The 21,598-nt window shown below is 29.9% G+C and carries 20 protein-coding genes; 7 read left to right on the forward strand and 13 right to left on the reverse strand.

The window, feature by feature from the left end:
• Window positions 1–275: 275 nt before the first annotated feature.
• The 9 genes from L8V82_RS07335 to L8V82_RS07375 form a co-directional block, all read right to left on the reverse strand.
• A complete protein-coding gene (locus tag L8V82_RS07335) occupies window positions 276–1,496 on the reverse strand; it encodes an MFS transporter (protein ID WP_263724501.1) in 1,221 nt (406 codons plus the stop codon).
• Between the two features lie 2 nt (window positions 1,497–1,498).
• On the reverse strand, window positions 1,499–2,296 hold the full coding sequence (locus tag L8V82_RS07340; protein WP_412175316.1) for a cysteine ABC transporter substrate-binding protein: 798 nt from the start codon (window positions 2,294–2,296) through the stop codon (window positions 1,499–1,501).
• Window positions 2,297–2,403: 107 nt separating this feature from the next.
• Window positions 2,404–3,141: an amino acid ABC transporter ATP-binding protein gene (locus L8V82_RS07345; RefSeq protein WP_263724503.1), complete on the reverse strand. Its 738-nt coding sequence runs from the start codon at window positions 3,139–3,141 to the stop codon at window positions 2,404–2,406.
• Window position 3,142: 1 nt separating this feature from the next.
• Window positions 3,143–3,802 (reverse strand): amino acid ABC transporter permease, encoded by a 660-nt coding sequence (locus tag L8V82_RS07350; protein ID WP_039618154.1) that lies wholly within the window; start codon window positions 3,800–3,802, stop codon window positions 3,143–3,145.
• Window positions 3,795–4,442 (reverse strand): amino acid ABC transporter permease, encoded by a 648-nt coding sequence (locus L8V82_RS07355; RefSeq protein ID WP_039618152.1) that lies wholly within the window; start codon window positions 4,440–4,442, stop codon window positions 3,795–3,797. Before L8V82_RS07355 ends, L8V82_RS07350 begins: the two co-directional genes overlap by 8 nt.
• A gap of 43 nt (window positions 4,443–4,485) precedes the next feature.
• Window positions 4,486–5,088, reverse strand: coding sequence for a nitrosative stress-response regulator, Crp/Fnr family (locus L8V82_RS07360; RefSeq protein WP_012661401.1), 603 nt, complete (start codon window positions 5,086–5,088; stop codon window positions 4,486–4,488).
• Window positions 5,081–6,904, reverse strand: a complete 1,824-nt coding sequence (gene recG, locus L8V82_RS07365) for an ATP-dependent DNA helicase RecG (protein WP_263724504.1) — start codon at window positions 6,902–6,904, stop codon at window positions 5,081–5,083. Before recG ends, L8V82_RS07360 begins: the two co-directional genes overlap by 8 nt.
• Window positions 6,894–8,114, reverse strand: a complete 1,221-nt coding sequence (locus L8V82_RS07370) for a M16 family metallopeptidase (protein ID WP_263724505.1) — start codon at window positions 8,112–8,114, stop codon at window positions 6,894–6,896. Before L8V82_RS07370 ends, recG begins: the two co-directional genes overlap by 11 nt.
• Window positions 8,114–9,160 (reverse strand): dehypoxanthine futalosine cyclase, encoded by a 1,047-nt coding sequence (locus L8V82_RS07375; protein WP_263724506.1) that lies wholly within the window; start codon window positions 9,158–9,160, stop codon window positions 8,114–8,116. The genes L8V82_RS07370 and L8V82_RS07375 overlap by 1 nt, the downstream gene beginning before the upstream one ends.
• A 104-nt stretch (window positions 9,161–9,264) precedes the next feature.
• Between L8V82_RS07375 and L8V82_RS07380 the strand changes: the two genes are divergently transcribed.
• Window positions 9,265–10,458 (forward strand): MFS transporter, encoded by a 1,194-nt coding sequence (locus L8V82_RS07380; protein ID WP_263724507.1) that lies wholly within the window; start codon window positions 9,265–9,267, stop codon window positions 10,456–10,458.
• Here L8V82_RS07380 and L8V82_RS07385 read toward each other — a convergent pair.
• Together L8V82_RS07385 and L8V82_RS07390 are read right to left on the reverse strand one after the other, a co-directional pair.
• Window positions 10,455–11,237 carry a CheR family methyltransferase gene (locus L8V82_RS07385; RefSeq protein ID WP_263724508.1) on the reverse strand — a complete coding sequence of 261 codons (783 nt, stop codon included), beginning with the start codon at window positions 11,235–11,237 and terminating at the stop codon, window positions 10,455–10,457. The two genes, L8V82_RS07380 and L8V82_RS07385, sit on opposite strands and share 4 nt — an antisense overlap.
• 9 nt (window positions 11,238–11,246) lie before the next feature.
• The gene (locus L8V82_RS07390) at window positions 11,247–11,798 is read right to left on the reverse strand and encodes a CheB methylesterase domain-containing protein (RefSeq protein WP_263724509.1); all 552 of its coding nucleotides are present in this window, start codon (window positions 11,796–11,798) and stop codon (window positions 11,247–11,249) included.
• A 141-nt stretch (window positions 11,799–11,939) separates the two neighbouring features.
• Here L8V82_RS07390 and rpiB point away from each other — a divergent pair, with 141 nt between their 5' ends.
• Genes rpiB through ychF form a run of 6 tightly spaced genes read left to right on the forward strand, consistent with a single transcriptional unit; the run spans window position 11,940 to window position 16,382 of the window.
• Window positions 11,940–12,377 (forward strand): ribose 5-phosphate isomerase B, encoded by a 438-nt coding sequence (gene rpiB, locus L8V82_RS07395; RefSeq protein ID WP_263676821.1) that lies wholly within the window; start codon window positions 11,940–11,942, stop codon window positions 12,375–12,377.
• Window positions 12,374–12,706: a hypothetical protein gene (locus L8V82_RS07400; RefSeq protein WP_039618138.1), complete on the forward strand. Its 333-nt coding sequence runs from the start codon at window positions 12,374–12,376 to the stop codon at window positions 12,704–12,706. Before rpiB ends, L8V82_RS07400 begins: the two co-directional genes overlap by 4 nt.
• Window positions 12,706–13,242: an adenine phosphoribosyltransferase gene (gene apt / locus L8V82_RS07405; protein ID WP_263675729.1), complete on the forward strand. Its 537-nt coding sequence runs from the start codon at window positions 12,706–12,708 to the stop codon at window positions 13,240–13,242. The genes L8V82_RS07400 and apt overlap by 1 nt, the downstream gene beginning before the upstream one ends.
• Before the next feature lies 1 nt (window position 13,243).
• Window positions 13,244–13,837 (forward strand): DedA family protein, encoded by a 594-nt coding sequence (locus L8V82_RS07410; protein WP_263676822.1) that lies wholly within the window; start codon window positions 13,244–13,246, stop codon window positions 13,835–13,837.
• Window positions 13,834–15,285 carry a leucyl aminopeptidase gene (locus L8V82_RS07415; RefSeq protein WP_263724510.1) on the forward strand — a complete coding sequence of 484 codons (1,452 nt, stop codon included), beginning with the start codon at window positions 13,834–13,836 and terminating at the stop codon, window positions 15,283–15,285. The genes L8V82_RS07410 and L8V82_RS07415 overlap by 4 nt, the downstream gene beginning before the upstream one ends.
• A complete protein-coding gene (gene ychF, locus L8V82_RS07420) occupies window positions 15,282–16,382 on the forward strand; it encodes a redox-regulated ATPase YchF (protein WP_214124714.1) in 1,101 nt (366 codons plus the stop codon). The genes L8V82_RS07415 and ychF overlap by 4 nt, the downstream gene beginning before the upstream one ends.
• Before the next feature lie 31 nt (window positions 16,383–16,413).
• Here the strand turns inward: ychF and L8V82_RS07425 are convergent, their stop codons facing one another.
• Together L8V82_RS07425 and L8V82_RS07430 are read right to left on the reverse strand one after the other, a co-directional pair.
• Window positions 16,414–18,291, reverse strand: coding sequence for a ShlB/FhaC/HecB family hemolysin secretion/activation protein (locus tag L8V82_RS07425; protein WP_263724511.1), 1,878 nt, complete (start codon window positions 18,289–18,291; stop codon window positions 16,414–16,416).
• A gap of 141 nt (window positions 18,292–18,432) precedes the next feature.
• Entirely contained in the window at window positions 18,433–21,570 is a 3,138-nt protein-coding gene (locus L8V82_RS07430) for a filamentous hemagglutinin N-terminal domain-containing protein (RefSeq protein ID WP_263724512.1), read from the reverse strand.
• Window positions 21,571–21,598: the final 28 nt, after the last annotated feature.

The raw sequence follows: 21,598 nt of genomic DNA on the forward strand, positions 1-21,598 counted from the left end.
GGGAAATAATAGTAGCAAAGGATAGTTTTAGTAAAGTGTTATTACCCCCCCCCATACGCTTATAAGAAAATGTTGTCATTGAGAAATCCTTTGAAGTGATATTTTTTAATATTTGTAATGTTAATTACTAATATATTATTAACAATTAAGTAATGTTATTAATATATTTATAAATTTAAGCTTAATTATAAACAATAATAAAATATTAGTATAATAAGAATATATTACATGAGGTTGAATATATTGAAAAATAGGACTTTGAATAAAGAATAGTGTTATAAATTTCTAAAAGAACTTTTTACTAAAAGTATACTTAATAAACTAGCAATCACTATAAAAATAATATAAATATAAAAATATTTCTCATACATAAAATTAACAACAAAGGGTGTTAAAAAACCTAAAATCGCATAAGAAACATTATAAGCAAAAGAAAGACCACTTGATCTTAACTCTGTAGTAAAAATTTGAGTCATAAAAATAGGTGCAAAAGCTATAATGCCTTGCGCAAAACAAGCAAGCAAATAAAATGATAAAAACCACTCATTATAAAAGCTAAAACTTATACCAAAAACTCCAAAAAGCAAAGTGAAAATCAAACAAATTCTAAAATGTTCTAAAAAATCAGCCAAATACCCTTGTACTAAACTTCCTAGTATGATCATAACTATGGCTAAATTTTGATATAACAAAGCAGTAGTTTTACTAACTCCTAATAGGCTTTCAAAATATTGCGGTAGTATCATTAAAGTAGCTACCCCACTTGTTAAAATCACAGTAAGTAAAGCGCATATTAACATACTTTTTTTATGTGTTTTTAAAGCTTGTAAAAGTGGAAAATTTAAAATTTTTTCTTTTTCTTTTATGCTTTTAAAAGCTGGCGTTTCATTAAGCTTTGTACGCAAAAATAAAGCTAATATGCCAAAAAATCCCCCTATAAAAAAAGGAATTCTCCAAGCAAAGCTTTCTACTTCTTCTTTATCAAAATACGCATATATACTTAAAGTCGCTAAATTTCCAAGTAATAAACCTAAAGTTAAAGTCGCTGAAATAAAACCAAGTGCCAAACCAAGTCTTTTTTTACTTACAAATTCGCTCACAAAAATCCAAGCACCACTCACTTCAGCTCCTATGGCTAGTCCTTGAGCTATCCGTATGATAAAAAGCATAAAAGTAGCTAAAAGTCCTATACTTTCATAAGTAGGTAAAAAGGCCAAAACAAAACTTGGCACGACCATTAAAAGCATACTGACATAAAAAACATTCTTACGCCCTTTAATATCTGCAAAATGCGCTAAAACAACAGCACCAAAAGGTCTGGCTAAATACCCTGCCCCAAAGGCTACATAGGTATAGATTAATGGCCAAAAATCATCATTTTGAGGAAAGAAAATTTTTGCAAAAACACTTGCAAAGAAGATAAATAAAACAAAATCATAAAATTCTAAAATACCACCTAAAGAAGCATAGATGGTATTTTTAAAGGCTTTTTGCATTATTAAATTTTGCCACCTTCGATTACTACATCATCAGCTTTTATATCATCGCTAAAAAATGGTTTTAAGGTTTCATCATAAGCTTTATGAAAAAATTGCTCATTTTGTAATTTTATAATCAAATCATTGATAAATTTCAGCATAGCTTCATCGCCTTTTTTTACAGCAGGAGCTATAACATCATGATTTCCAAGTTCTTTAATCACCACTTCAAAATTTGGATTTTCTTTAGCCCATGCAAAAAGTAAAGCATTATCATGACTTAGCGCATCGCCTCTTTTACCGATTAAAGCTGCAAAGGTTTCTGTGTTTTGATCAAATTTAATCGTTTTAATTTCTGGCATATTTTTTGTAAAATACGCATCAGCTGTTGTACCTTTATTTAAAATCAAAGTTTTATTTTTTAAATCATCTATAATTTTGATATCTGATCCTTTAGGAGCCACTACTCCAAGAGCAACTTTCATATAAGGCAAAGCAAAATCCACCACAGCTTCTCTTTCTGGAGTTTTAGTAAAATTTGCTAAGATTAAATCTACTTTATTTGACTCTAAAAACTCAACCCTATTTGCTGCTTCGACTAAAACAAATTGCACTTTAGACTCATCACCCAAAAGTTCTTTTGCTATACGTTTAGCAAAATACACATCATAGCCTTGATTTTTCCCTTGTGCGTCTAGGTAGCCAAATGGAGGTTTATCACCAAACACACCTATGCGGATAACACCTTGTTGTTTGATTTTCTCTATAGAGTTTTCATTAGAACTTGAATTTGAGCAGGCGCTAAAAAAAAGTGCCATTAAAAATGATAAAAGAAAAATCTTTTTCATATTTTTTCCTTAATGATTGAAATTTAAATTTTTAAACCTTATATTAATTTTTTAAACAAATCTTTTCTAAAATAAAATTAACGATGAAAATCAAACAAATTGAGAAATTTTTTCGCACGATCAGTTTTTGGATTTTGAAAAAATTCATCAGGCTTTGAAATTTCTACTATTTTTCCATCATCCATAAAAACTATTTTATCAGCAACTGCTCTTGCAAAACCCATTTCATGCGTAACTATAAGCATAGTCATACCATCTTTTGCTAAATTTAAAATCACATCTAAAACTTCACGCACGATTTCAGGATCAAGCGCTGCTGTAACTTCATCAAAAAGCATAATTTCAGGATTCATGCAAAGGCTTCTAACTATGGCTATACGTTGTTTTTGCCCACCACTTAACTCTTTAGGATAAGCTTTTAATTTATGCAAAAGCCCTACTCTATCAAGCCAGTATTTTGCTTCTTCTAAAACCTCTTCTTTTTTTCTTTTTTGAACCTTTAAAGGTCCTAAAAGTATATTTTGCTCCACATTTAAATGATCAAAAAGTTCATAAGATTGAAACACCATACCTATTTTTTGGCGAATTTGAGTCCATTTTTTATAATTTTTATCAATTTTCTCATCATCTACAAAAATAGCCCCATCAGCCATTTCTTCTAAACCATTAATACATCTTAAAAGTGTAGATTTCCCACAGCCACTTGGACCTAGTATAACCACTACTTCTTTTTGATTTACTTCTAAATTTATATCTTTTAAAACATGATGATCATCATAATATTTTTGTAAATTTTGTATTTTTAAAATGCTCATATTAGCTCCATTTTTTCTCTAAAAACTTTGAATATACCGACAAAGGATAGCAAAGTATAAAATAAATCAATAAAATCAAACCATAAATCACAAAAGCCGCATAAGAATTTTGAAATAAATTAAGCTCAATCACTTGTTGGCCTACTTTAATAAGCTCTATACCGCCGATTAAATAAATCACTGAAGTACTTTTAATAATTCTTGTAAAAAGATTAATACTCATCGGCAATAATCTTCTTAAAGATAAAGGTATAATAATAAAAAGATAAACTTCAAATTTATTAAAACCTAAAGAAAGCCCTGATTCATACTGGTGTTTTGGTATGCTTGCTAAAGATGATCTAACCAAATCCATCATCTCAAACACACCCCAAATACTAAAAACAATAATACTTGAACCCAAAGCACTCAAATGCCATCCAAACCATTTAGCTAAGCCAAAATGCACTATGAAAAGCCAAACAATCAAAGGCATAATACGTACAAATTCAAGCATAAAACGACAAAAAGCATAAAGGATTTTATTTTTAGAATGCATTAAAATTCCAAAAAATACTCCTCCTATGAGTGAAATCAAAACACTAATCAATGAAAGCTCTAAAGTAACCTTTAAGCCTTGTGCTAGTCTAAAAAAGGTATCTTGATTTAAAATTTCAAACATAATTTAACCTTTTTTCTATACGGTTTAACACTAAAGATAAAGGTAAAATCAAAATCAAATAACAAAGCACCAAAGCAAATAAAGCTTCATTACTTTTATAATAAAGTCCTATAAGATCTTTAGCCACATATACTAAATCTGCTAAAGCAATAATACTTACTACTGAAGTTTCTTTGAGTAAAAAAATGATATTTGCACTAATGCTTGGCATAGCTATACCCAAAGCTTGAGGCATGATAATATAACGGAAATTTTGCCATTTACTCAAACCCAAAGAAAGTCCTGATTCATATTGTTGTTTTTTCACCGCTTCCATACCCGCTCTTAAGCTCTCAGCCATATAAGAACCACCTAAAAAGCTAAGTCCTATCACAGCACAGGCAAAAGAACTAAGGTGTATCCCAAACTCAGGCAAGGCATAATATAAAAAGAAAAGTTGGATTAATAAAGGTGTGTTTCTTGAAAATTCTATATAAATTTTACAGATTGTATTTAAAAAAGAAAATTTAAAATAACTTACTCCCACACAAAATAAACCTACTAAAAATGAAAAAAATACTCCATAAATAGCAAGTTTTAAAGTAAGCCAAGAAGCTTGTATAAACATAGGGCTAAACTTGATTAAAAAATCAAAATCCATAAAACCTTCCATACTTCAAATACAATATTGTAACAAATAAGACTTAAAAAGACTTAATTAAATTTTGCATTTTTTCTTTATTTAAAATTGCTATTTTACCTTTATTTGTGCAAATAAGCTCATTTTGTTTTAATTCTTTTAAAAAACGCGACAAAGATTCTGGGGGTAAATTTAAAATCACAGCGATTTCTTTTTGCTTTAAATTTTGTAATTTTTCTTCATTTTCTAGTAAAAAGCTGACTAGTCTTGACTTTAAATCCAAAGATTTTTGTCTGATGAAATTTTCTAAAATTCGAATTTTACCGATTAAAGAAGTCAAAAGCAAAAAGCTAAATTCTCCATTTTCTAAGCATAATTTTTTAAATTCATCAAAATCAAAAACACAAATTTCACAATCTTGCTCACAAATAGCATTAGCTGGGTAATTAATACCCTCAAACACAGGCATTTCAGCTATAAAATTTACCGGAGTTAAAGTATGCAGTGTCAGCTCAAAACCTTTTGCATTCACCTTATATATACGCACTTTTCCACTTAGTAAAATGTAAATTTTATTTGCTTTTTCACCTTGAAAAAATAAAATATTCCCTTTGTTAAAATGTTTTTTCTTGCCTTTAGAAATTAAAATTTCAAAATGTTTATCCATTTTCTTTTTCCATATTTTTAATACTTTCTTTTGCTTTTAAAACTAATTCTTCATCATCTGCAAAATCAAAGAATTTAAAATGATTACCATGTTGCACTCTACCATCTAGCAAATCCCCGCTTAGTCTGTTTTTTAAATCAAGCTCAGCTATTTTAAATCCATCTAAAGTTTTAGCAAATTCAAGCAAACGGCTTGGAATTTCTTTTTGCTTAGTATATAAATAACAAAAGCTCTCAAGCCCTACTCTACCTACCCTGCCTCGAAGCTGATGTAAGGTAGCAAGCCCAAGTCTTTCAGCCCCAACAATAACAATCACACTTAGTCTTGGTAAAGAAATCCCCACTTCAACCACGGTTGTAGAAAGCAAAATCGTGCCTTTTTCTCTAAATTCTTGTAAAATTTGATCTTTATTTTTATCTTTTCCATGGGTTACATAAACATTTTTGTATTTGTTTATCCAGTATCCTTGTGCTTGTTCTAGTGATAAATAATCTATATTTTCACTTTCATTTACCAAAGGATAAATGATAATTATTTGATGATTTTTAGCTAGCTCACCATCAATTTTTTTAAGCAAATATTTAAAATCTTTATCTTGTATACAAAAAGTTTTAATGTCTTTTTTAAAAGGCATTTGTTTAATAAAACTAAAATTTACAAGCTCACTTTGTATCATAGAAAGAGTTCTTGGTATAGGTGTAGCAGAAAATTGCACGATATGCGGAGCATATTGAGAGTTTTTGCTAAGCTCACTTATTTTTTGTCTTTGATTAGAACCAAAACGGTGTTGCTCATCTATCATCACTAAAACTGCTTCAAATTCTTCTTGATGAATGAGTGCATGTGTGCCTATGATAAAATGGGCTTGTTCTTTTAATTTTGCTAAATCTTTATCTTTTTTACCACCTTTTAAAAGCAATACATTAACAAAATCAGGCAAAAGTCTTTTTGCTTCATGATAAATTTGCTCTGCTAATATACTAGTTGGAGCCATTAAAATGGCCTTTTTAGGATACACTAGCAAACTTGCAGCAAGTATAACCAAAGTCTTGCCACAACCCACATCACCCATTACCGCACGCCTTTTAGCAACTTTATTTTGTAAATCTTTTTTAATATCTTCTATCGCTAAAAGCTGATCATTTGTAGGGTTAAATTCTAAACCCTTAAGCCAAGAGCTTATATCAAAAAGTTCTATTTCATAAGCATTTTGTGATATTTTTTTACCCTTTAAACGCCTTAGATGATTAAAAATTTCTATATATTTTAAGTCTTTAACTATGGCGTTAAAATTTTCATAAAGAGTTAAATCATCATAATTGTGTAAATTTAAAAGTAAATTAATGTATTTTTGTTCTAAATTTAGTGCTTTTAAGTTAGCTTCATTGACATATTTTAAAATAAGTTTTTTGATACTTTCATCTTTAATAGAGCTAATTTGGTATTTAGGGACTATTTGACCTATGTTTTTTACTATTTTTGGATTTATAAACTGCCAAATTCCATTAAAAAAATTCATCTTTGCATAGATACAAACCAAAGCATTATGTTTAAAAATTTTAAAATGCCATTTATTAGGATGAAAAATTACTATATTTGCCTTTATACCCCATTCTAAACATTCACAAAGCATAAAAAGCTGAGAGTGATGATTTTGCATGCTGATAATTTTTACATTTTGAGTGCAAAATGTATTTTTTGGAAACTTTGAAATTCTAAAATCATCAAATTTTTTAGGTAAAATCAAAGCCAAATCGATACAATTTTTAACCCCTAAAGCATGAAGTAGTTTTAAGTCCTTTTCTTCAACTTTCATTTTCTATACTTGCAAAACTCACTTTTGTAATTTCACTATGTGTTTTGATAAAGTCATTTAGTTCATCTAAGGTAGTGTTTTTAATCTTTTGCATTTCTTCTTTTAAATTTCCAAGTTTTAAACCATGCAAATACTCATTTAACATTATATCTAGTCTTTTAGCCAAGCTTTCATACCTTAAAGGCATAGAACCTACTAAAAATTGTTTAGCTAGTTGAAATTCTTTTTCATTCACTCCATTTTGGACAAAATTTTCAAAAACTTCTTTAACTAAAGTTTTAGCCTCATTAGAACTTTCATTTTTAGTTTGCAAATACCCAAAAACCCTACTATAATTTAAATTTACATCAAGCATAGCATATGCTGAATACGCCAAGCCTCTTTTTACACGCACTTCCTCCATCAAACGCGAACCAAAACCACCTTGACCCAAGATAAATAAAGCAAGTTTAGCTAAATACATTTTTTCATCATTAATTTGTATATTAAATGGAGAACAAAAGTATATATAAGCTTGTTCGGTGCTTTTTTGCTCACTTACTTCTATACTCTCATCAATAAGTTTGTAACTTTTGTTTTGATTTGGAGTGTTTCTTTTTAGAATTTGGCAAATTTTTTCTACTTTAATCTTTACTTCATTTTCTTTAATATCTCCACCAAAAACAAATAAAGCATTATCAAGCACTAAATTTTCACTCATAAAATCTTGCAATTCTTTTAAGCTAATCTTTTCTATGCTTTCTTTAGTCCCATCAAGACCACTAGCAAAAATTTCATCTTTGAAAACATTTTTATTTAAAAGTCTTTTTGCTTGATAATCATAATCAGTATTTAAACTTGCAAGCTCACCTAAGGCTAAAGTTTTTAATCTTTGTAAGATTTTTTCATCAAAACGCACATTTAAAAACAATTCTTGTAATTTTTCTAAAGCAAAATCAAAATGTTCTTTCAAGCATTTAATACTAATTTGAAAATGCTCAAAACTAGCCTTAGCGTAAAGCTCTATAGCACGGTATTCTAAGCTTTTAAAAAACTCATCATTACTTCCTTCATTTAAAAGCCTAGCAAGCATACTAGTACAACCTCTATTGTGTTTTTCTGCTATTTTTCCACTATTTTTAAAAATGAGTTTGAAAAATACTACAGGAAGCTCGTTTTCATACTCATATATTATGTCTATTTTAGTATTATTAAAGTCTAAATTTAGCATTAAAACCTTTCTAAAATATTATAAGCTGTGTCGCGTTTAGCAGGTAATTCTCCTATATCTTTTATAAGTTCTATCATTTGTTCTTGATTCATTCTGTATTTTGCACCCGCTGCAGCTACGACATTTTCTTCCATCATAGTTGAACCTAAATCATTTGCACCAAACTTTAAAGCAAGTTGACCTATTAAAGAGCCTTGTGTTACCCATGAACTTTGTAAATTTTTAAAATTATCCAAATACAACCTTGCTAAAGCTAGCAATCTTAAATATCTATTAGAGCTTTGTTTGATGATTTCAGAGTGTTTTTTGATTAAAGGGGTATTTTCACTTTGAAATGACCACAAAATAAAAGCTCTAAAGCCATTTGTTTTATCTTGTAAATTTCTTAAATGATCAAAATGTTCGATAATTTCCTCATCATTCTCAACCGTACCAAACATCATAGTAGCAGTACTTTTCATACCTATATTATGTGCACTCTCATGCACTCTAAGCCAGGTGGCTGTGTCACATTTGTGTGGTGCGATGATATCTCTTACCCTATCGCTTAATACTTCAGCACCCGCTCCAGGTATAGAAAAAAGTCCTTTAGCTTGTAATCTTTTTAAAACCTCTTCGATAGAAATTTTAGAAACTCTTGCTATATAAGCTATCTCTACTGCTGAAAAACCATGCACAGTGATGGTTGGATAATTAGTTTTTATATAAGAAAGTAAGTCTTCATACCATTCTATTTTAAGTTTTGGGTGTACTCCGCCTTGAAATAAAATTTGCGTTCCACCTATGGCTTGTAATTCTTCTATTTTTTGCCCTATTTCTTCATATTTTAAAATATAAGAATCATCATCTTTTTCTTTTCTACAAAAAGCACAAAAATCACAATCAATACAGCAAATATTTGTATAATTTATATTTCTATCTACCACAAAAGTGGTTATTTTTTCAGGGTGAAGCTCTAATTTTTTCTCATATGCCATTGCGCCTAATTCATACAAAGGTGCATTATGGAGCAAATTTAATGCTTCTTTTTTGCTTAATCTATTCATTATTAACCTTTTTTATAAAAAGAATTATTATAGCATTTAAATGTAAAATAATCTTAAAAACGCTATAATCAAGCCCTTTAATTTCATATATTCATAGGATACTCATGACTTATAGGTCTTTATTTAAAAACAATAAAACTTTTCGCCTTTTAGCAACAGTACAATTTATAAGTTATTTTGGTGCATGGTTTTCTCAAGTAGGTGTTTTCACCCTTTTAACCAAAGAACTACAAGCACCTGCGAATATCATAGGTTTTTCAGCTATTTTTGTTTTTCTACCTTCTATTATACTTGCACCTATAAATGGAGTTATAGTGGATAGATTTAAACCTAAGAATTTATTGCTAACAATGATTAGCATTGAGATGATTTCTATTTTTATGCTAATTTTTGTAAATTCTTTAGCTATGCTTTGGTTTTTATACTTTTTAACCTTTGTACGTATGGCGGTTGCAAGTATGTATTTCCAAACAGAAATGTCGGTTTTACCTAAAATTTTAACCCCGCAAGAATTAAAACTAGGTAATGAGCTTCATAGTATTATATGGGCTGTATCATATGCTTTGGGTATGGGTGCAGCAGGACTTTTTATAGATCTTTTTGGAGTAAAACCAGCTTTCATAGCTGATACTTTAATGCTATTTTGTGCTATGCTTATACTTAAAACTTTAATCTTACCTGATGAAAAAAACACCACACAAAACAATCTTTTTATACTAATCAAAGAAGGCTTAGCTTATGTATTTAGCAATAAAAAAATCATTCATTTGATTTTGCTTCATGGAGTTGTAGGGATAACCGCTTATGATGTTTTAATCACTCTTTTAGCCGAATATGAATACGCAAAAGTTATTTCCATACCTCTAGCCATAGGGCTTTCTAATGCCATAAGGGCTATATCTTTACTCATAGGACCTTATGTTCTTAGTCCTTATATTAATAAAAACACTTTAGTATATTTATATTTAGCGCAAGGTATAGGCATAATGCTTTGGGCTTGTTTGCAATTTAACTTTTATCTTGCCTTTATAGGCTTAATAATGGCAGGTTTTTGTACTTCATCTTTATGGAGCTATACTTACACACTTTTGCAAAATGATTGTGATAAAAGATACTATGGTAGAGTGATTGCCTATAATGATATGGTGTATTTAACCTTTAGTGCGATTATTGCTTTTTCAACAGGATATTTATTTGAATTTTATGGAGTAAAATTAAGCCATTTTACTTTTGGCTTAGGAGTATGTTTTATCTTTGCGGCGATTTATTGGTGGTGGTTTAATAAAAAATATAATTAATCCACCTTAGAATAATAAACCCCACCCGCTGAAAAGTTCTTATCAAAATACGCTGTTTCAGGCACAAGATCTGATTTTCCTGGATATATCCTACCCTCTCTATTTAATATCTTATAAAAACGCTCCATAAGTCTTATTTTGAAATCTTGATCAAAATATATCATCATATTTCTTGAAAAAATCACATCAAATTTTCCAAGCTTAAATAAAGAATCATCAAAAACATTACAAAGCTCAAAACGACATCTACAAGCTAAGGTTTCTTTTTTAAGCTGATACATCCTATCTTTTACATCAAAATAACGCGTTTTTTGCATAGTGTTTAATCTAGCTACTGAGCGCTCTGAATATATCATTTCATTGCATTTATCTATCATTTTTTTATTAATATCTATACCAACTATATTCATACCTTTAATGAAATTCTCACTTGCTAAAATAGCCAAAGAATACACTTCCTCACCACTTGAGCATGGAGCACAAAGCACATTTACAGGACGATCAAGAGATTTTATATAAAAAATTACATCTTTTAATTGCTCTAATTCTCTAAAAAAATAAGTCTCACAAACTGTGATAAAATCCATAGTTTCTTGTTTTAAATTTCTTTGAAACTGCACTTTTTCATTTAATTCACTAAGATTACTTAAACCTAGTTCTTGTAAAAATTTAGGAAGTTTTATAGATAAAATATCTTTTTTAGTATTAAGGTTATTTCCGCTTATTTGTTCTACTATTTTTATAAAATCATTCATTTCATTTTCTGTAATTTTTATCATCTTTCCATCCTATGACTTGATAAAATTAATTATTTCTTTTTTGAGCTCTATTAAACTCATAGGCTTTAAATTTGGGTTAGTATCTCTAGCTTTTTTTGGCATTCCATATACTATAGAATCTGCCTCATTTTCACACAAGCACCTTACCCCAACCTTATAAAGCTCAAACAAAGATTTAGCACCATCATCACCCATTCCTGTCATAATCAAAGCTAAAATTTTATGATATTTGCAAAGATTTACAGCCGAATGAAACAAAACATCAATTCCTGGATTAAAACTACTTGTTTGCTCTGTAGTATTTAACACCAAAGCATTATTTCCGCTTAAAACCATATTTCTTTGACAAATATAAATTTTATTTTTTAAAACTTCTTTATCGCTTGGTATGATCACATCACTTTTTGCTTCTTTGTTAAACTGATTTACAAAAGAAGGAATAAAAGCTGGGTTCATGTGCTGAGCAATCACCACCGCGCAGTCTTTAAGTTCTACATCGTTTAGTAAAAACTTTAGTTGGCTTGGACCACCCGTTGAAGAACCAATCAAAATAAGCTTCATTTTTTACCTTAAATAATTATTGTTATTATATCAAATAAATATTTGAAAATATCAAAAAATAATTATATACAAGAAAGAAAAATTTTAATTAAATATGATAAAATTAATACTTTAAAATTTCAACGATAAAGTGATTGTTAAATGTTAAGAGAAAAAATTTACATAGCAAGTGATCATGCTGGCTTTGTTTTAAAGCAAGAGATTGTCAATTTTTTACAAGAAAAAAATATAAGCTTTGAAGACTTAGGTCCTTTTAGCGAGGATCGCTGTGATTATCCTGATTATGCGCATTTATTAAGCTCTAAAATTGATGAAAATAGTTTTGGAATTTTAGTATGCGGATCAGGCATTGGTATGAGTATAGCAGCAAATCGCCATAAAAATATACGCTGTGCTTTGTGCAACGAACCTTTAAGCGCTAAACTCTCAAGAGAGCATAATGATGCAAATGTTTTAGCCTTAGGAGCTAGATTAACCGGAGTAGATATGGCTTTTGAAATCATCTCAAATTTCATCAATACTACTTTTAGCGGTGGAAGACATTGTGCGCGAATTAGTAAAATAGAGGCAAAATTATGATTTTAAGTTGGCTTGTATTAACTGTATTAATTTGTGTTAGTATTTATATGACTATTATGTTGCTTTATTATAAAACCTTACTTCATAAAGAAAAAGTAGCAAAAGAATTTATAAAAAACAACCTTGATGATACTGAAATAGTTATTAGAAAGCTACAAGTACAACTTCAAAGAAGTTTAGGAAATATAGATATTCTAACCGAAGAGTTAAACAAAAGCAAAGCGGACTTAACTTCTCTTAGAACAAGAAATTCACAATATCGTATCGAAAATGAAAAATTAAGACAAAGAATCAAAGAATTAGAAGCAAAAATCGAGGCATTATTATGATGAAAGAACAAGATAAAAAATACTTATTAGATAGCATTAGAGCTATTAAGGATTTTCCAAAAGAAGGGATTATTTTTAGAGATATTACTACTTTGTTAAACAACAAAGAAGCATTTGCATTTTTAATGGATCACTTGGTAGAAAAGTATCAAAACGCAAAACTTGATTATATCGTTGGTATAGAAAGTAGAGGTTTTATTTTTGGAGCTGCGCTAAGTGCTAGATTAAAACTACCTTTTGTGCCTATTAGAAAACCAGGCAAATTACCTTCAAAATGCTTGCAAGAATCTTATAGCTTAGAATATGGCAGTGATACCATAGAAATTCACATTGATGCATTTAATAATCAAAAGGCAAATGTTTTACTTATAGATGATCTCATCGCTACAGGTGGCACGGCTATCGCTGCTGTTAAACTCATAGAAAAACTCAATGCAAAATGCGTTGAAGCTTGCTTTTTACTAGAATTAAAAGATCTTGATGGGGCTAAAGAATTAGCTAAATTAACTTCTATTTATAGTGTTTTAGAGGTATAAAATGGAAGAATTTTTAAAACAACTTTTGTATGATTATAAAAACTGGGCTTATATCATCGTGTTTTTATGGTGCATACTTGAGGGAGAACTTGCGCTTATTTTAGCAGGTATTTTTGCACATGAAGGCCATGTAAATTTAGGACTTATCATCTTTGTAGCAGGTTTGGGTGGTTTTGTAGGTGATCAAATATATTTTTATATAGGAAGATATAATAAAAAATACATTCAGAAAAAACTCCGCACCCAAAGGCGTAAATTTGCCATAGCACATTTGCTCTTGCAGCGTTTTGGCTGGCCTATTATATTCATACAAAGATATATGTATGGCTTTAGAACCATTATACCTATGAGCATAGGACTAACACGTTATAGTGCGAAAAAATTTGCATTTATTAATCTCATTAGTGCTTGGGCTTGGGCTGCAATAACCATTTTACTTGCTTGGTTTTTTGGGAAAGAAATTTGGCTTGCAGTAGAATGGGCTGGAGATCACTGGTATTTTGCAGTGCCTATTATTGCTTGTTTCTTACTTGCTTTATTTTTAGGTATGAAACAAATTGAAAAATCAATACTTAGAAAAAGGACTCATAAATGACTTTTAATTTTAAAGAAGAAGCTATAAATTCTATAAATGCTGATTTTGAAATCATTTTAATACAAGATAAAAAGATAGAAAAATACACTCAAAGCCAAGAACTTTTTAAACTTTCAAACTACAAAGGCGAAGGAATTTGCATAGATATGCAAAATAAAATTCTTTATAGCGAACTTAAAAGTTTAGAATATGAAGATATAAGACTTGCTTTTGCAAATGCCTATAAGGCTTTAAAAAAACTTGAAATTCAAAGTGTTAAAACAAAAAGTGTTGTAGGAAAATGCGTAGTAAATAGTTTTAATGCTATGATTCAAGGATTTACTTTTGGTGCTTATGAGTTTGATAAATACAAAAAAGAAAAAACACCGAGTAAATTAGAAAATATTTTCATTTCAAAAGATGAGATTAACGACAAAACATACAACCTAGAAGAAGCTTGTATAGGTATAAACTATGGACAAGTTTTTTCAAATGCTTGTGATTTTGCAAAAAATATCGTAAATGAAATTCCACAAATTTACACTCCTGTAAAAATGGCCGAAGACGCGCTTAGTTTAAGTCAAAATGATTGCAAGATTTCATGTAAAATTTATGAAAGCGATTTCTTAGAGCAAGAAAAAATGCAAGCATTTTTAGCGGTAAATCGTGCTTCAATCCATCCTCCAAAACTTATTCATCTTTCATATAAACCACAAAATCCAAAAATGAAAGTAGTGTTTGTAGGTAAAGGGCTAACTTACGATAGTGGTGGGCTTAGTTTAAAACCTGCTGATTATATGCTTACGATGAAATCAGACAAAAGTGGTGGTGCGGCTGCAATGGCTATCATCAAAGGTGCAAGTGAATTAAACCTTGATATAGAAGTGCATTCTATCATCGGTGCAACTGAAAACATGATAGGCGGAAATGCTTATAAGCCTGATGATGTACTTATCTCAAGAGAAGGTGTGAGTATTGAGGTTAGAAATACCGACGCAGAAGGAAGATTAGTTTTAGCAGATTGTCTTTCACTTGCTCAAGATCTAAAACCTGATTTATTAATAGATCTTGCTACTCTAACCGGAGCTTGCGTAGTAGGACTTGGAGAATACACAAGTGCCATCATGGGAAATAATGAAGATTTGCAAAATGATTTTTTCAAAGTAAGTAAAAAAAGTGGAGATTTAGCTACTATTTTACATTTTAACCCACACTTAAAAGAGCTTATAAAATCAAATATAGCAGATGTTAGCAATACCTCTTCAAGTCGTTATGGCGGGGCTATTACTGCAGGGTTATTTTTAAATTCTTTCATTAGAGAAGAATACAAAGACAAATGGTTACATTTAGACATCGCAGGGCCAGCTTACTTAGAAAAAGCTTGGGGTTATCATAGCTTTGGTGCAAGTGGAGCGGGTGTTAGAATGTGCCTTTCATATTTACTTTATCTTTCAAGGAAACAAAAATGAGTTTATCAGTTGGTATAGTAGGACTTCCAAATGTTGGAAAATCTACCACTTTTAATGCACTAACAAGAGCGCAAAATGCCGAAAGCGCAAATTATCCATTTTGCACCATAGAACCAAACAAAGCAGTGGTACCTGTGCCTGATCATCGCTTAAAAGAGCTAGCAAAGATTGTCAATCCACAAAAAATCATACGCTCAAATATAGAATTTGTTGATATAGCAGGCTTAGTAGCTGGCGCTAGCAAAGGCGAGGGTTTGGGTAATAAATTTTTATCTAACATACGTGAAACAGAGATGATTTTGCATATTGTGCGTTGTTTTGATGATGAAAATATCACCCATGTTGCAGGTAGTGTTGATCCTGTGCGTGATGTGCAAATCATAGAAACAGAACTTATATTAGCAGATATAGAGCAACTTAGTAAAAAAATAGAAAAACTCACCAAAGGTGCAAAGGCTAACGAAAAAGGTGCAAAAGAAAGTTTGGCTTTAGCTAATGAACTTTTAGAACATTTAAATCAAAACAATAGTGCAAGTTCTTTCCCAAATAAAAATGAAGTCTATCATGCTCTTATAAAAGAACTAAGATTGCTTTCAGCTAAGGAAGTAATATATGGGGCAAATGTAGATGAGAATTCACTTTTAGAAGATAATGAATTTGTAAAAGATCTTAAAGAATTCGCAGCAAAATCAGGCCATGAGGTTATCAAGCTTTGCTCTAAAATAGAAGAGGAAATGATAGCTTTAAGCGATGAAGAGCATTTTGAGTTTTTAAAATCTTTAGGCGTTGAGCGTAGTGGGCTTGAAGTGGTTATACGCACAGCTTTTTCAAAGCTTAATTTAATTAGCTATTTTACCGCAGGACAAGTAGAAGTTAGATCATGGACTATACAAAGAGGCTGGAAAGCACCAAAAGCAGCAAGCGTGATCCACAATGACTTTGAAAAAGGTTTTATCAAAGCTGAAGTGATTTCTTATGAAGATTATATCGCTTGTAAAGGCGAAAGTGGTGCTAAAGAAGCAGGAAAACTACGCCTTGAAGGGAAAGATTATATCGTACAAGATGGCGATGTAATGCATTTTAGATTCAATGTTTAATTCAAATTGCAAGCTGTTTTAGCTTGCAATCTCAAAAATACACCCCACCACTTAAATATAATTTCATTCTATGCTCATCATCGTATTTGTATTGATGTAATGCTCTAGCTGCATCAAGTTTTATATAATACTCATTAGCTTTATTATAAAGTATTTGTAAGCCTACTGCATCTAAAAAATGCTCATCTGCTAATCTACCCCCATCTTTTTCATACCAAGCATAACCTACATCATAAAAGGGAGTAAAATAAAAATTAGTATTTGGTATATTTATTCTTATACCAAAGTTAGCTACTATGGTATTATCTCCATCACCTTCTCCATTATCATAAGCTCTTACTCCATAAGCTCCACCTAAAGATGAACTCTCAGAAGAATCTAATTCAAAATTCCCTAATACTTTTTGATAGTTTATATTTAAAGTATGAGTAATGTATTCATTAATACTATAATAATTATTCAAACTAGCATTGAGTTTTCTAAACCAGCCAAAAGTTTTACTACCGAATTTAAAATCACTATCATCATATACCTTGCCTATGATAATATTTGCACTATAACTTAAAGCATTGTTTTCAAAATTTCTTATCAAGCCATTAAAACCCATGCTACCTACATTAGAATGTTTATCAAAGGTTAAAAATCCAGCTCTTGTGTCACTAAGTATTTTATGATACAAACTTGAAGTTAAATAAAATGACGAACCGGTAGTAATCCACATAGGATAAGAAAAGTCTATACCAAAATTTCTAGAAGTACCATAAAAACCCGCATCTTTGTATTTTCCACCTAAAGAATAAGAGCCTTGAGATATGCTTGGAGTGATTTTTAAATTTCCTAAAAAGAAAGTATAACTAGCTCCATAGTTGATTTGTTTTTCATTGCTTGATTGTAAGTAAAAATTATAATAATCTCCCATATTAAATATAGAATTAAATCCCATACTAATACCAGCTCTAATATCCCCTGCACTTTTAATACCATAATTATCACTATATAATAATACATTAGCCTTAGTATCAGGAACTACTTCTATAACTATATCAGTTTCTCCTACATTCTCTCCTGCTTGTAAGCCTGCTAGGGTTTGAATGCCATACATTTCATTGACTTTATATACACTATCTTCTATTAATTTAGTAGAGATGATTTTACCTTTGATTCTTTCATTAAGCTTACTTTCCATAAAATAATCTTTTATATTAGTTTTATTCTTTACTATATACTTACCTAATGTTCCTAAGGCTATGTTTATTTGTACACTATCTTCAAATTCTTGTTGAGGCACATAAGCTGTTGCAGCAGGATAGCCATTAACTTGGAAATAATAAGCAATAATATTAGATATATCTTGTAAATCTTGTAAGCTAAATTTTCTAGTACTAAACTCGCTAATGAGTATTTGTAAATCTTCTTCTTTAATACCTAGCTTTTCAAAGCTAGTGTTTTCATTAGTGATAACAAATTTGTATTTGGTTATTACTTGTTTAGTGGTAGTAGTATTAGTTTGATTACTTGAGTTAATAGAGTTAGTATTAGAACTATTAGTGGTTTGATTGTTTGAAGTGTTATTAGTTGAATTAGAACTATTATCATTTACACTAGTATTAGCTTTATCATTGTTTGCATTAGTGGTTTGATTGTTAGTTTCATCATTAGTTTCATTTTCTTGATTGAGTTTTTCTTTTAATTCTTTCTTTTTTTCTTCAAAGTCTTTTTTAGCTTCTTGACTTTTTTTATAATCATCTTTGGTTTTTAGATTTTCTTTAATGGCTTTGTTTTGAGGGAGGTTTCTATCAGGGGATAATTCTATAACCTTTTCTATATCATTTTTAGCTATGGTAATACTTCCATTATTAGCATAGACTAAAGAGCTAAGTGCTATAGTGCTAAGTAAAAGTTTTTTCATACTTATTTTTTCCTTTTAGTGATGTATTTTAAAATCATGGGTTTTATTTTTATATCTATTATTGATGAATCAAAATATTATTTAATACGAGTATTCATTAATATACTCGTTATTACACTAGGATAAATCCTAGTGTTGTTGTTAAAAAGAGCTTACAATACAAGGGTTCATAGCTTTTGAATTATCGCTTACTATGCAAATTTTACCTTTTTGTACAAGAGAGGCTTCCTCAACTTCATTCTTTTCCTCTTCATCTACAACTGCAGCATTACCTAATTTGTCTGAATTTTGTTTTTGAATAGATGATACTACTTGACTAGCATCAGATCCATTACTTGTATCTCCGTTATTATCATTTCCATTATTTGTACCTGGATTTAGAATAACAGCACTTAAAGTAGGTGTTTCTGGAGTACTTGAAGAAACACCATAGGTTCTAAAATTACCTTCGTGATGATTTTTTATTTGTGTCAGTAATTCATCGTTATCAGTTTTTAATACTTTATTTTTTTCCAATAAATCTTCAATATTAGCCACAATTTCTCTAAGTCTTTTTTGAGCTATTAACAACTCATCTTCATCTAAAAGTCCTTTGTTGATAGAATTTGCAAGACTATTATACTCATCTTGTAAGTCTTTTATTGATGTGTTATTATTTGTTATAGCTTCATTATTATTTTTGATACTGCTTACAGGATCTATTAAAGATTTAACATAAGCTTTTAGTGCTTCACCTTGCTTTAAAATTTCTTCTGCTTCTCCTTTTAATCCATCAAAAGTTGTTTTAACTCCATTATCAAAATTAGAATCTTCAGCTTCATTTTCACTATAAGCTAGCATAAAATCCATACTTTGAACTAAAGAATGTGCTAAATTTTCTCTTTCTTTCTCTGTATATTTACTTTTATCAAGTAAGAAATTTGCTAAAAAATCTACCTTAGATTTAGTATCGCTTAACTTATCGTAAGCCTCTAAAAATGCTTGCAAAGTATTTAAATCTATCGCGTAAGAATGTCCATTTAAAGAGTTAAAGATATCATTTACTATATCTTTATAAAGATCATCTTGTGTTAGTGTTGCTTGATCATTTTTTGCTTCTTGGGCACTTAGGTATTCTTTTTCCGCAGGCTTAGTAATACTTGGCAATGATGGATCTTTTATAGAGTTAAATTTGTTTTCAAAATCTTTATACTCACTATCATTTTTACTTTCATAAGTATGAAAATTAATTTCACTATAATACTTACTATCCGAAGTAGCATTAGTTAAAATTCCATTTTTGTGATAAACATGGACGTTGTTTATTGAGTACTTTGGTGCAAAAAACTCATCAATATTACCAAATAACTTTCCAACATAATTATATTTTCCACCATAAGGACTGTGATTAATAGCTTCAAATTTTGAATTATCTTGAAAATTGATATATACATTAGACATATCAAATATCTCCCCTTTTCCTATAAATCCACCTAAATATATCTTAGAAGTATTATTACCGGTTGCAATAGCCTTTAAACTACCGATGTTATTTAATGCTATATCATTAAAATCAAACGAAGCATTTGAAGCCAAATAGCCTGCAAATCCACCTAAATAAGCAGAGTAATATCCTGTTGATTCTATACTATTTATTGTATCTATTTTTATATTATCAAAGGTTGCATTATCATGAATAGCATAACCTAAAAAACCACCAACATGATCTCCACCTTTAATTGAAACAATTTTGTAAATTTTTATATTATCAAAATCTCCTCCTGTGAGATGTCCTACAAAACCACCAACATATTTTTTGCCAATAATGTTATTAACATTCGAAAAGGTTATATGTTTAATATTAGCATCACTTACACCTCCGGCAAACCCACCAACTTTTTCATGTCCAATTATTTCATTTATTTGATCAACTTGAACTTGATCTATAATACCATATCTAACTTCTCCAGCAAACCCACCAACTATAGATTCATATCCTCTTTTTACATTTGCTTTAATTGTATTAATACCACTTAGTTTAAGATTTTCAAATTTTGAATTCTTAGCTGAACCAACAAAACCACCTATAAAAAGATAAACCCCATTATCGTTATCAGATTTTGCATTAATACTTCCGTTCATATAATCTACATTGACATTTTTAAAAGTTGCATTTTGTGCTTTTCCAAATATACCTACAAATTGAGGTTTATTTTTAACTTCATCTGATACTGTATCTATATTAATATTCTTAAGCGTATATCCTTGCCCATCAAAGGTTTTATTAAAAGCACTACCATCTTTAAAACCAACTATCATATTAGTACAACCAAGTCCTTCTATACAATAGTTTGCGTAGTTTTGCCAATCTTTGCCTTCATCGCCTTTACCTTGATTTCCACCAAAATCTATATCATTAGTAAGTTTAAAGGTATTTCCTACTACATTATTTCTAAAATCAACTTCTTCATTCCAACCCTTAGCAAAGTGCCACCAATCTTGCACAGAACCTATGCTAATGTATTGATTATATGTTTTTTTGAGTTTGTTATTTACATTATTAAATTCATCGTATTTTTTTGTAGGATTATAGTAATATCCCGTAGCACTTAAATACAATGTCCCCTTATTTGCTTCAACATTTACTTTTTTTACTTGCGTTGTTCCTACATCTGCATAAACTTCATTGCCTTTTAAATTTAGCTCATTAGTTTCTATTTTATTTAATTTTCCTTCGTCAAAACCTGCTTCAAGTACTATTTTATTACCTTGCAAGGTAATGCTATTAGTTGCATTAATCTTTCCTAAATTTACTACATTGCCATTATTTGGCTTGATTTTAGGTGAAAATGCTTGTGGGTTTTCAAAGCTAAGAGTTTTAAAAATATTAAAATCTTTTTCATCTAAAGTAGCGGTTGAAGCCATAAAATTTTTAGCATTGATGATAGATCCACTCTTTTCTATGATTACCCCATTAGGATTAATTAAAAAGACATTTTTACCATTTGCATTTAATAAACCTTCTATCATAGATTTACTAGTACCATGAGCAATGTTTAGGTAGTTTTTACTATTTCCTCCAAAGTTCACACTTTCACCTTTACCTATACTAAAACCACCACCCCATTGTATGACTGAGCTTGGACCTTTGCCCATAATATCCATGTTGTTACCATTAATATTTATAGTCCCACTAGTCCCATGAGTAAATTTACCTCCACTAGGTAAAGCCATTAGTGGAGAAAATAACATTGATACAGTTACGCCTGAGAGTATGATGTGATTTGCTAGCTTTTTCATAATTAATCCTTTTTGAGTATTGCTTTAA

This window comes from Campylobacter sp. IFREMER_LSEM_CL2151 (assembly GCF_025771725.1).
In the GTDB taxonomy this organism is placed as follows: Bacteria; Campylobacterota; Campylobacteria; order Campylobacterales; family Campylobacteraceae; genus Campylobacter_D; species Campylobacter_D lari_C.

Bases quoted from the DNA above. Each gene is read 5' to 3' on its own strand.
- L8V82_RS07335 (WP_263724501.1), bottom strand. From the start codon at position 1,496: ATGCAAAAAGCCTTTAAAAATACCATCTATGCTTCTTTAGGTGGTATT.
- L8V82_RS07340 (WP_412175316.1), bottom strand. From the start codon at position 2,296: ATGGCACTTTTTTTTAGCGCCTGCTCAAATTCAAGTTCTAATGAAAAC.
- L8V82_RS07345 (WP_263724503.1), bottom strand. From the start codon at position 3,141: ATGAGCATTTTAAAAATACAAAATTTACAAAAATATTATGATGATCAT.
- L8V82_RS07350 (WP_039618154.1), bottom strand. From the start codon at position 3,802: ATGTTTGAAATTTTAAATCAAGATACCTTTTTTAGACTAGCACAAGGC.
- L8V82_RS07355 (WP_039618152.1), bottom strand. From the start codon at position 4,442: ATGGATTTTGATTTTTTAATCAAGTTTAGCCCTATGTTTATACAAGCT.
- L8V82_RS07360 (WP_012661401.1), bottom strand. From the start codon at position 5,088: ATGGATAAACATTTTGAAATTTTAATTTCTAAAGGCAAGAAAAAACAT.
- recG (WP_263724504.1), bottom strand. From the start codon at position 6,904: ATGAAAGTTGAAGAAAAGGACTTAAAACTACTTCATGCTTTAGGGGTT.
- L8V82_RS07370 (WP_263724505.1), bottom strand. From the start codon at position 8,114: ATGCTAAATTTAGACTTTAATAATACTAAAATAGACATAATATATGAG.
- L8V82_RS07375 (WP_263724506.1), bottom strand. From the start codon at position 9,160: ATGAATAGATTAAGCAAAAAAGAAGCATTAAATTTGCTCCATAATGCA.
- L8V82_RS07380 (WP_263724507.1), top strand. From the start codon at position 9,265: ATGACTTATAGGTCTTTATTTAAAAACAATAAAACTTTTCGCCTTTTA.
- L8V82_RS07385 (WP_263724508.1), bottom strand. From the start codon at position 11,237: ATGATAAAAATTACAGAAAATGAAATGAATGATTTTATAAAAATAGTA.
- L8V82_RS07390 (WP_263724509.1), bottom strand. From the start codon at position 11,798: ATGAAGCTTATTTTGATTGGTTCTTCAACGGGTGGTCCAAGCCAACTA.
- rpiB (WP_263676821.1), top strand. From the start codon at position 11,940: ATGTTAAGAGAAAAAATTTACATAGCAAGTGATCATGCTGGCTTTGTT.
- L8V82_RS07400 (WP_039618138.1), top strand. From the start codon at position 12,374: ATGATTTTAAGTTGGCTTGTATTAACTGTATTAATTTGTGTTAGTATT.
- apt (WP_263675729.1), top strand. From the start codon at position 12,706: ATGAAAGAACAAGATAAAAAATACTTATTAGATAGCATTAGAGCTATT.
- L8V82_RS07410 (WP_263676822.1), top strand. From the start codon at position 13,244: ATGGAAGAATTTTTAAAACAACTTTTGTATGATTATAAAAACTGGGCT.
- L8V82_RS07415 (WP_263724510.1), top strand. From the start codon at position 13,834: ATGACTTTTAATTTTAAAGAAGAAGCTATAAATTCTATAAATGCTGAT.
- ychF (WP_214124714.1), top strand. From the start codon at position 15,282: ATGAGTTTATCAGTTGGTATAGTAGGACTTCCAAATGTTGGAAAATCT.
- L8V82_RS07425 (WP_263724511.1), bottom strand. From the start codon at position 18,291: ATGAAAAAACTTTTACTTAGCACTATAGCACTTAGCTCTTTAGTCTAT.
- L8V82_RS07430 (WP_263724512.1), bottom strand. From the start codon at position 21,570: ATGAAAAAGCTAGCAAATCACATCATACTCTCAGGCGTAACTGTATCA.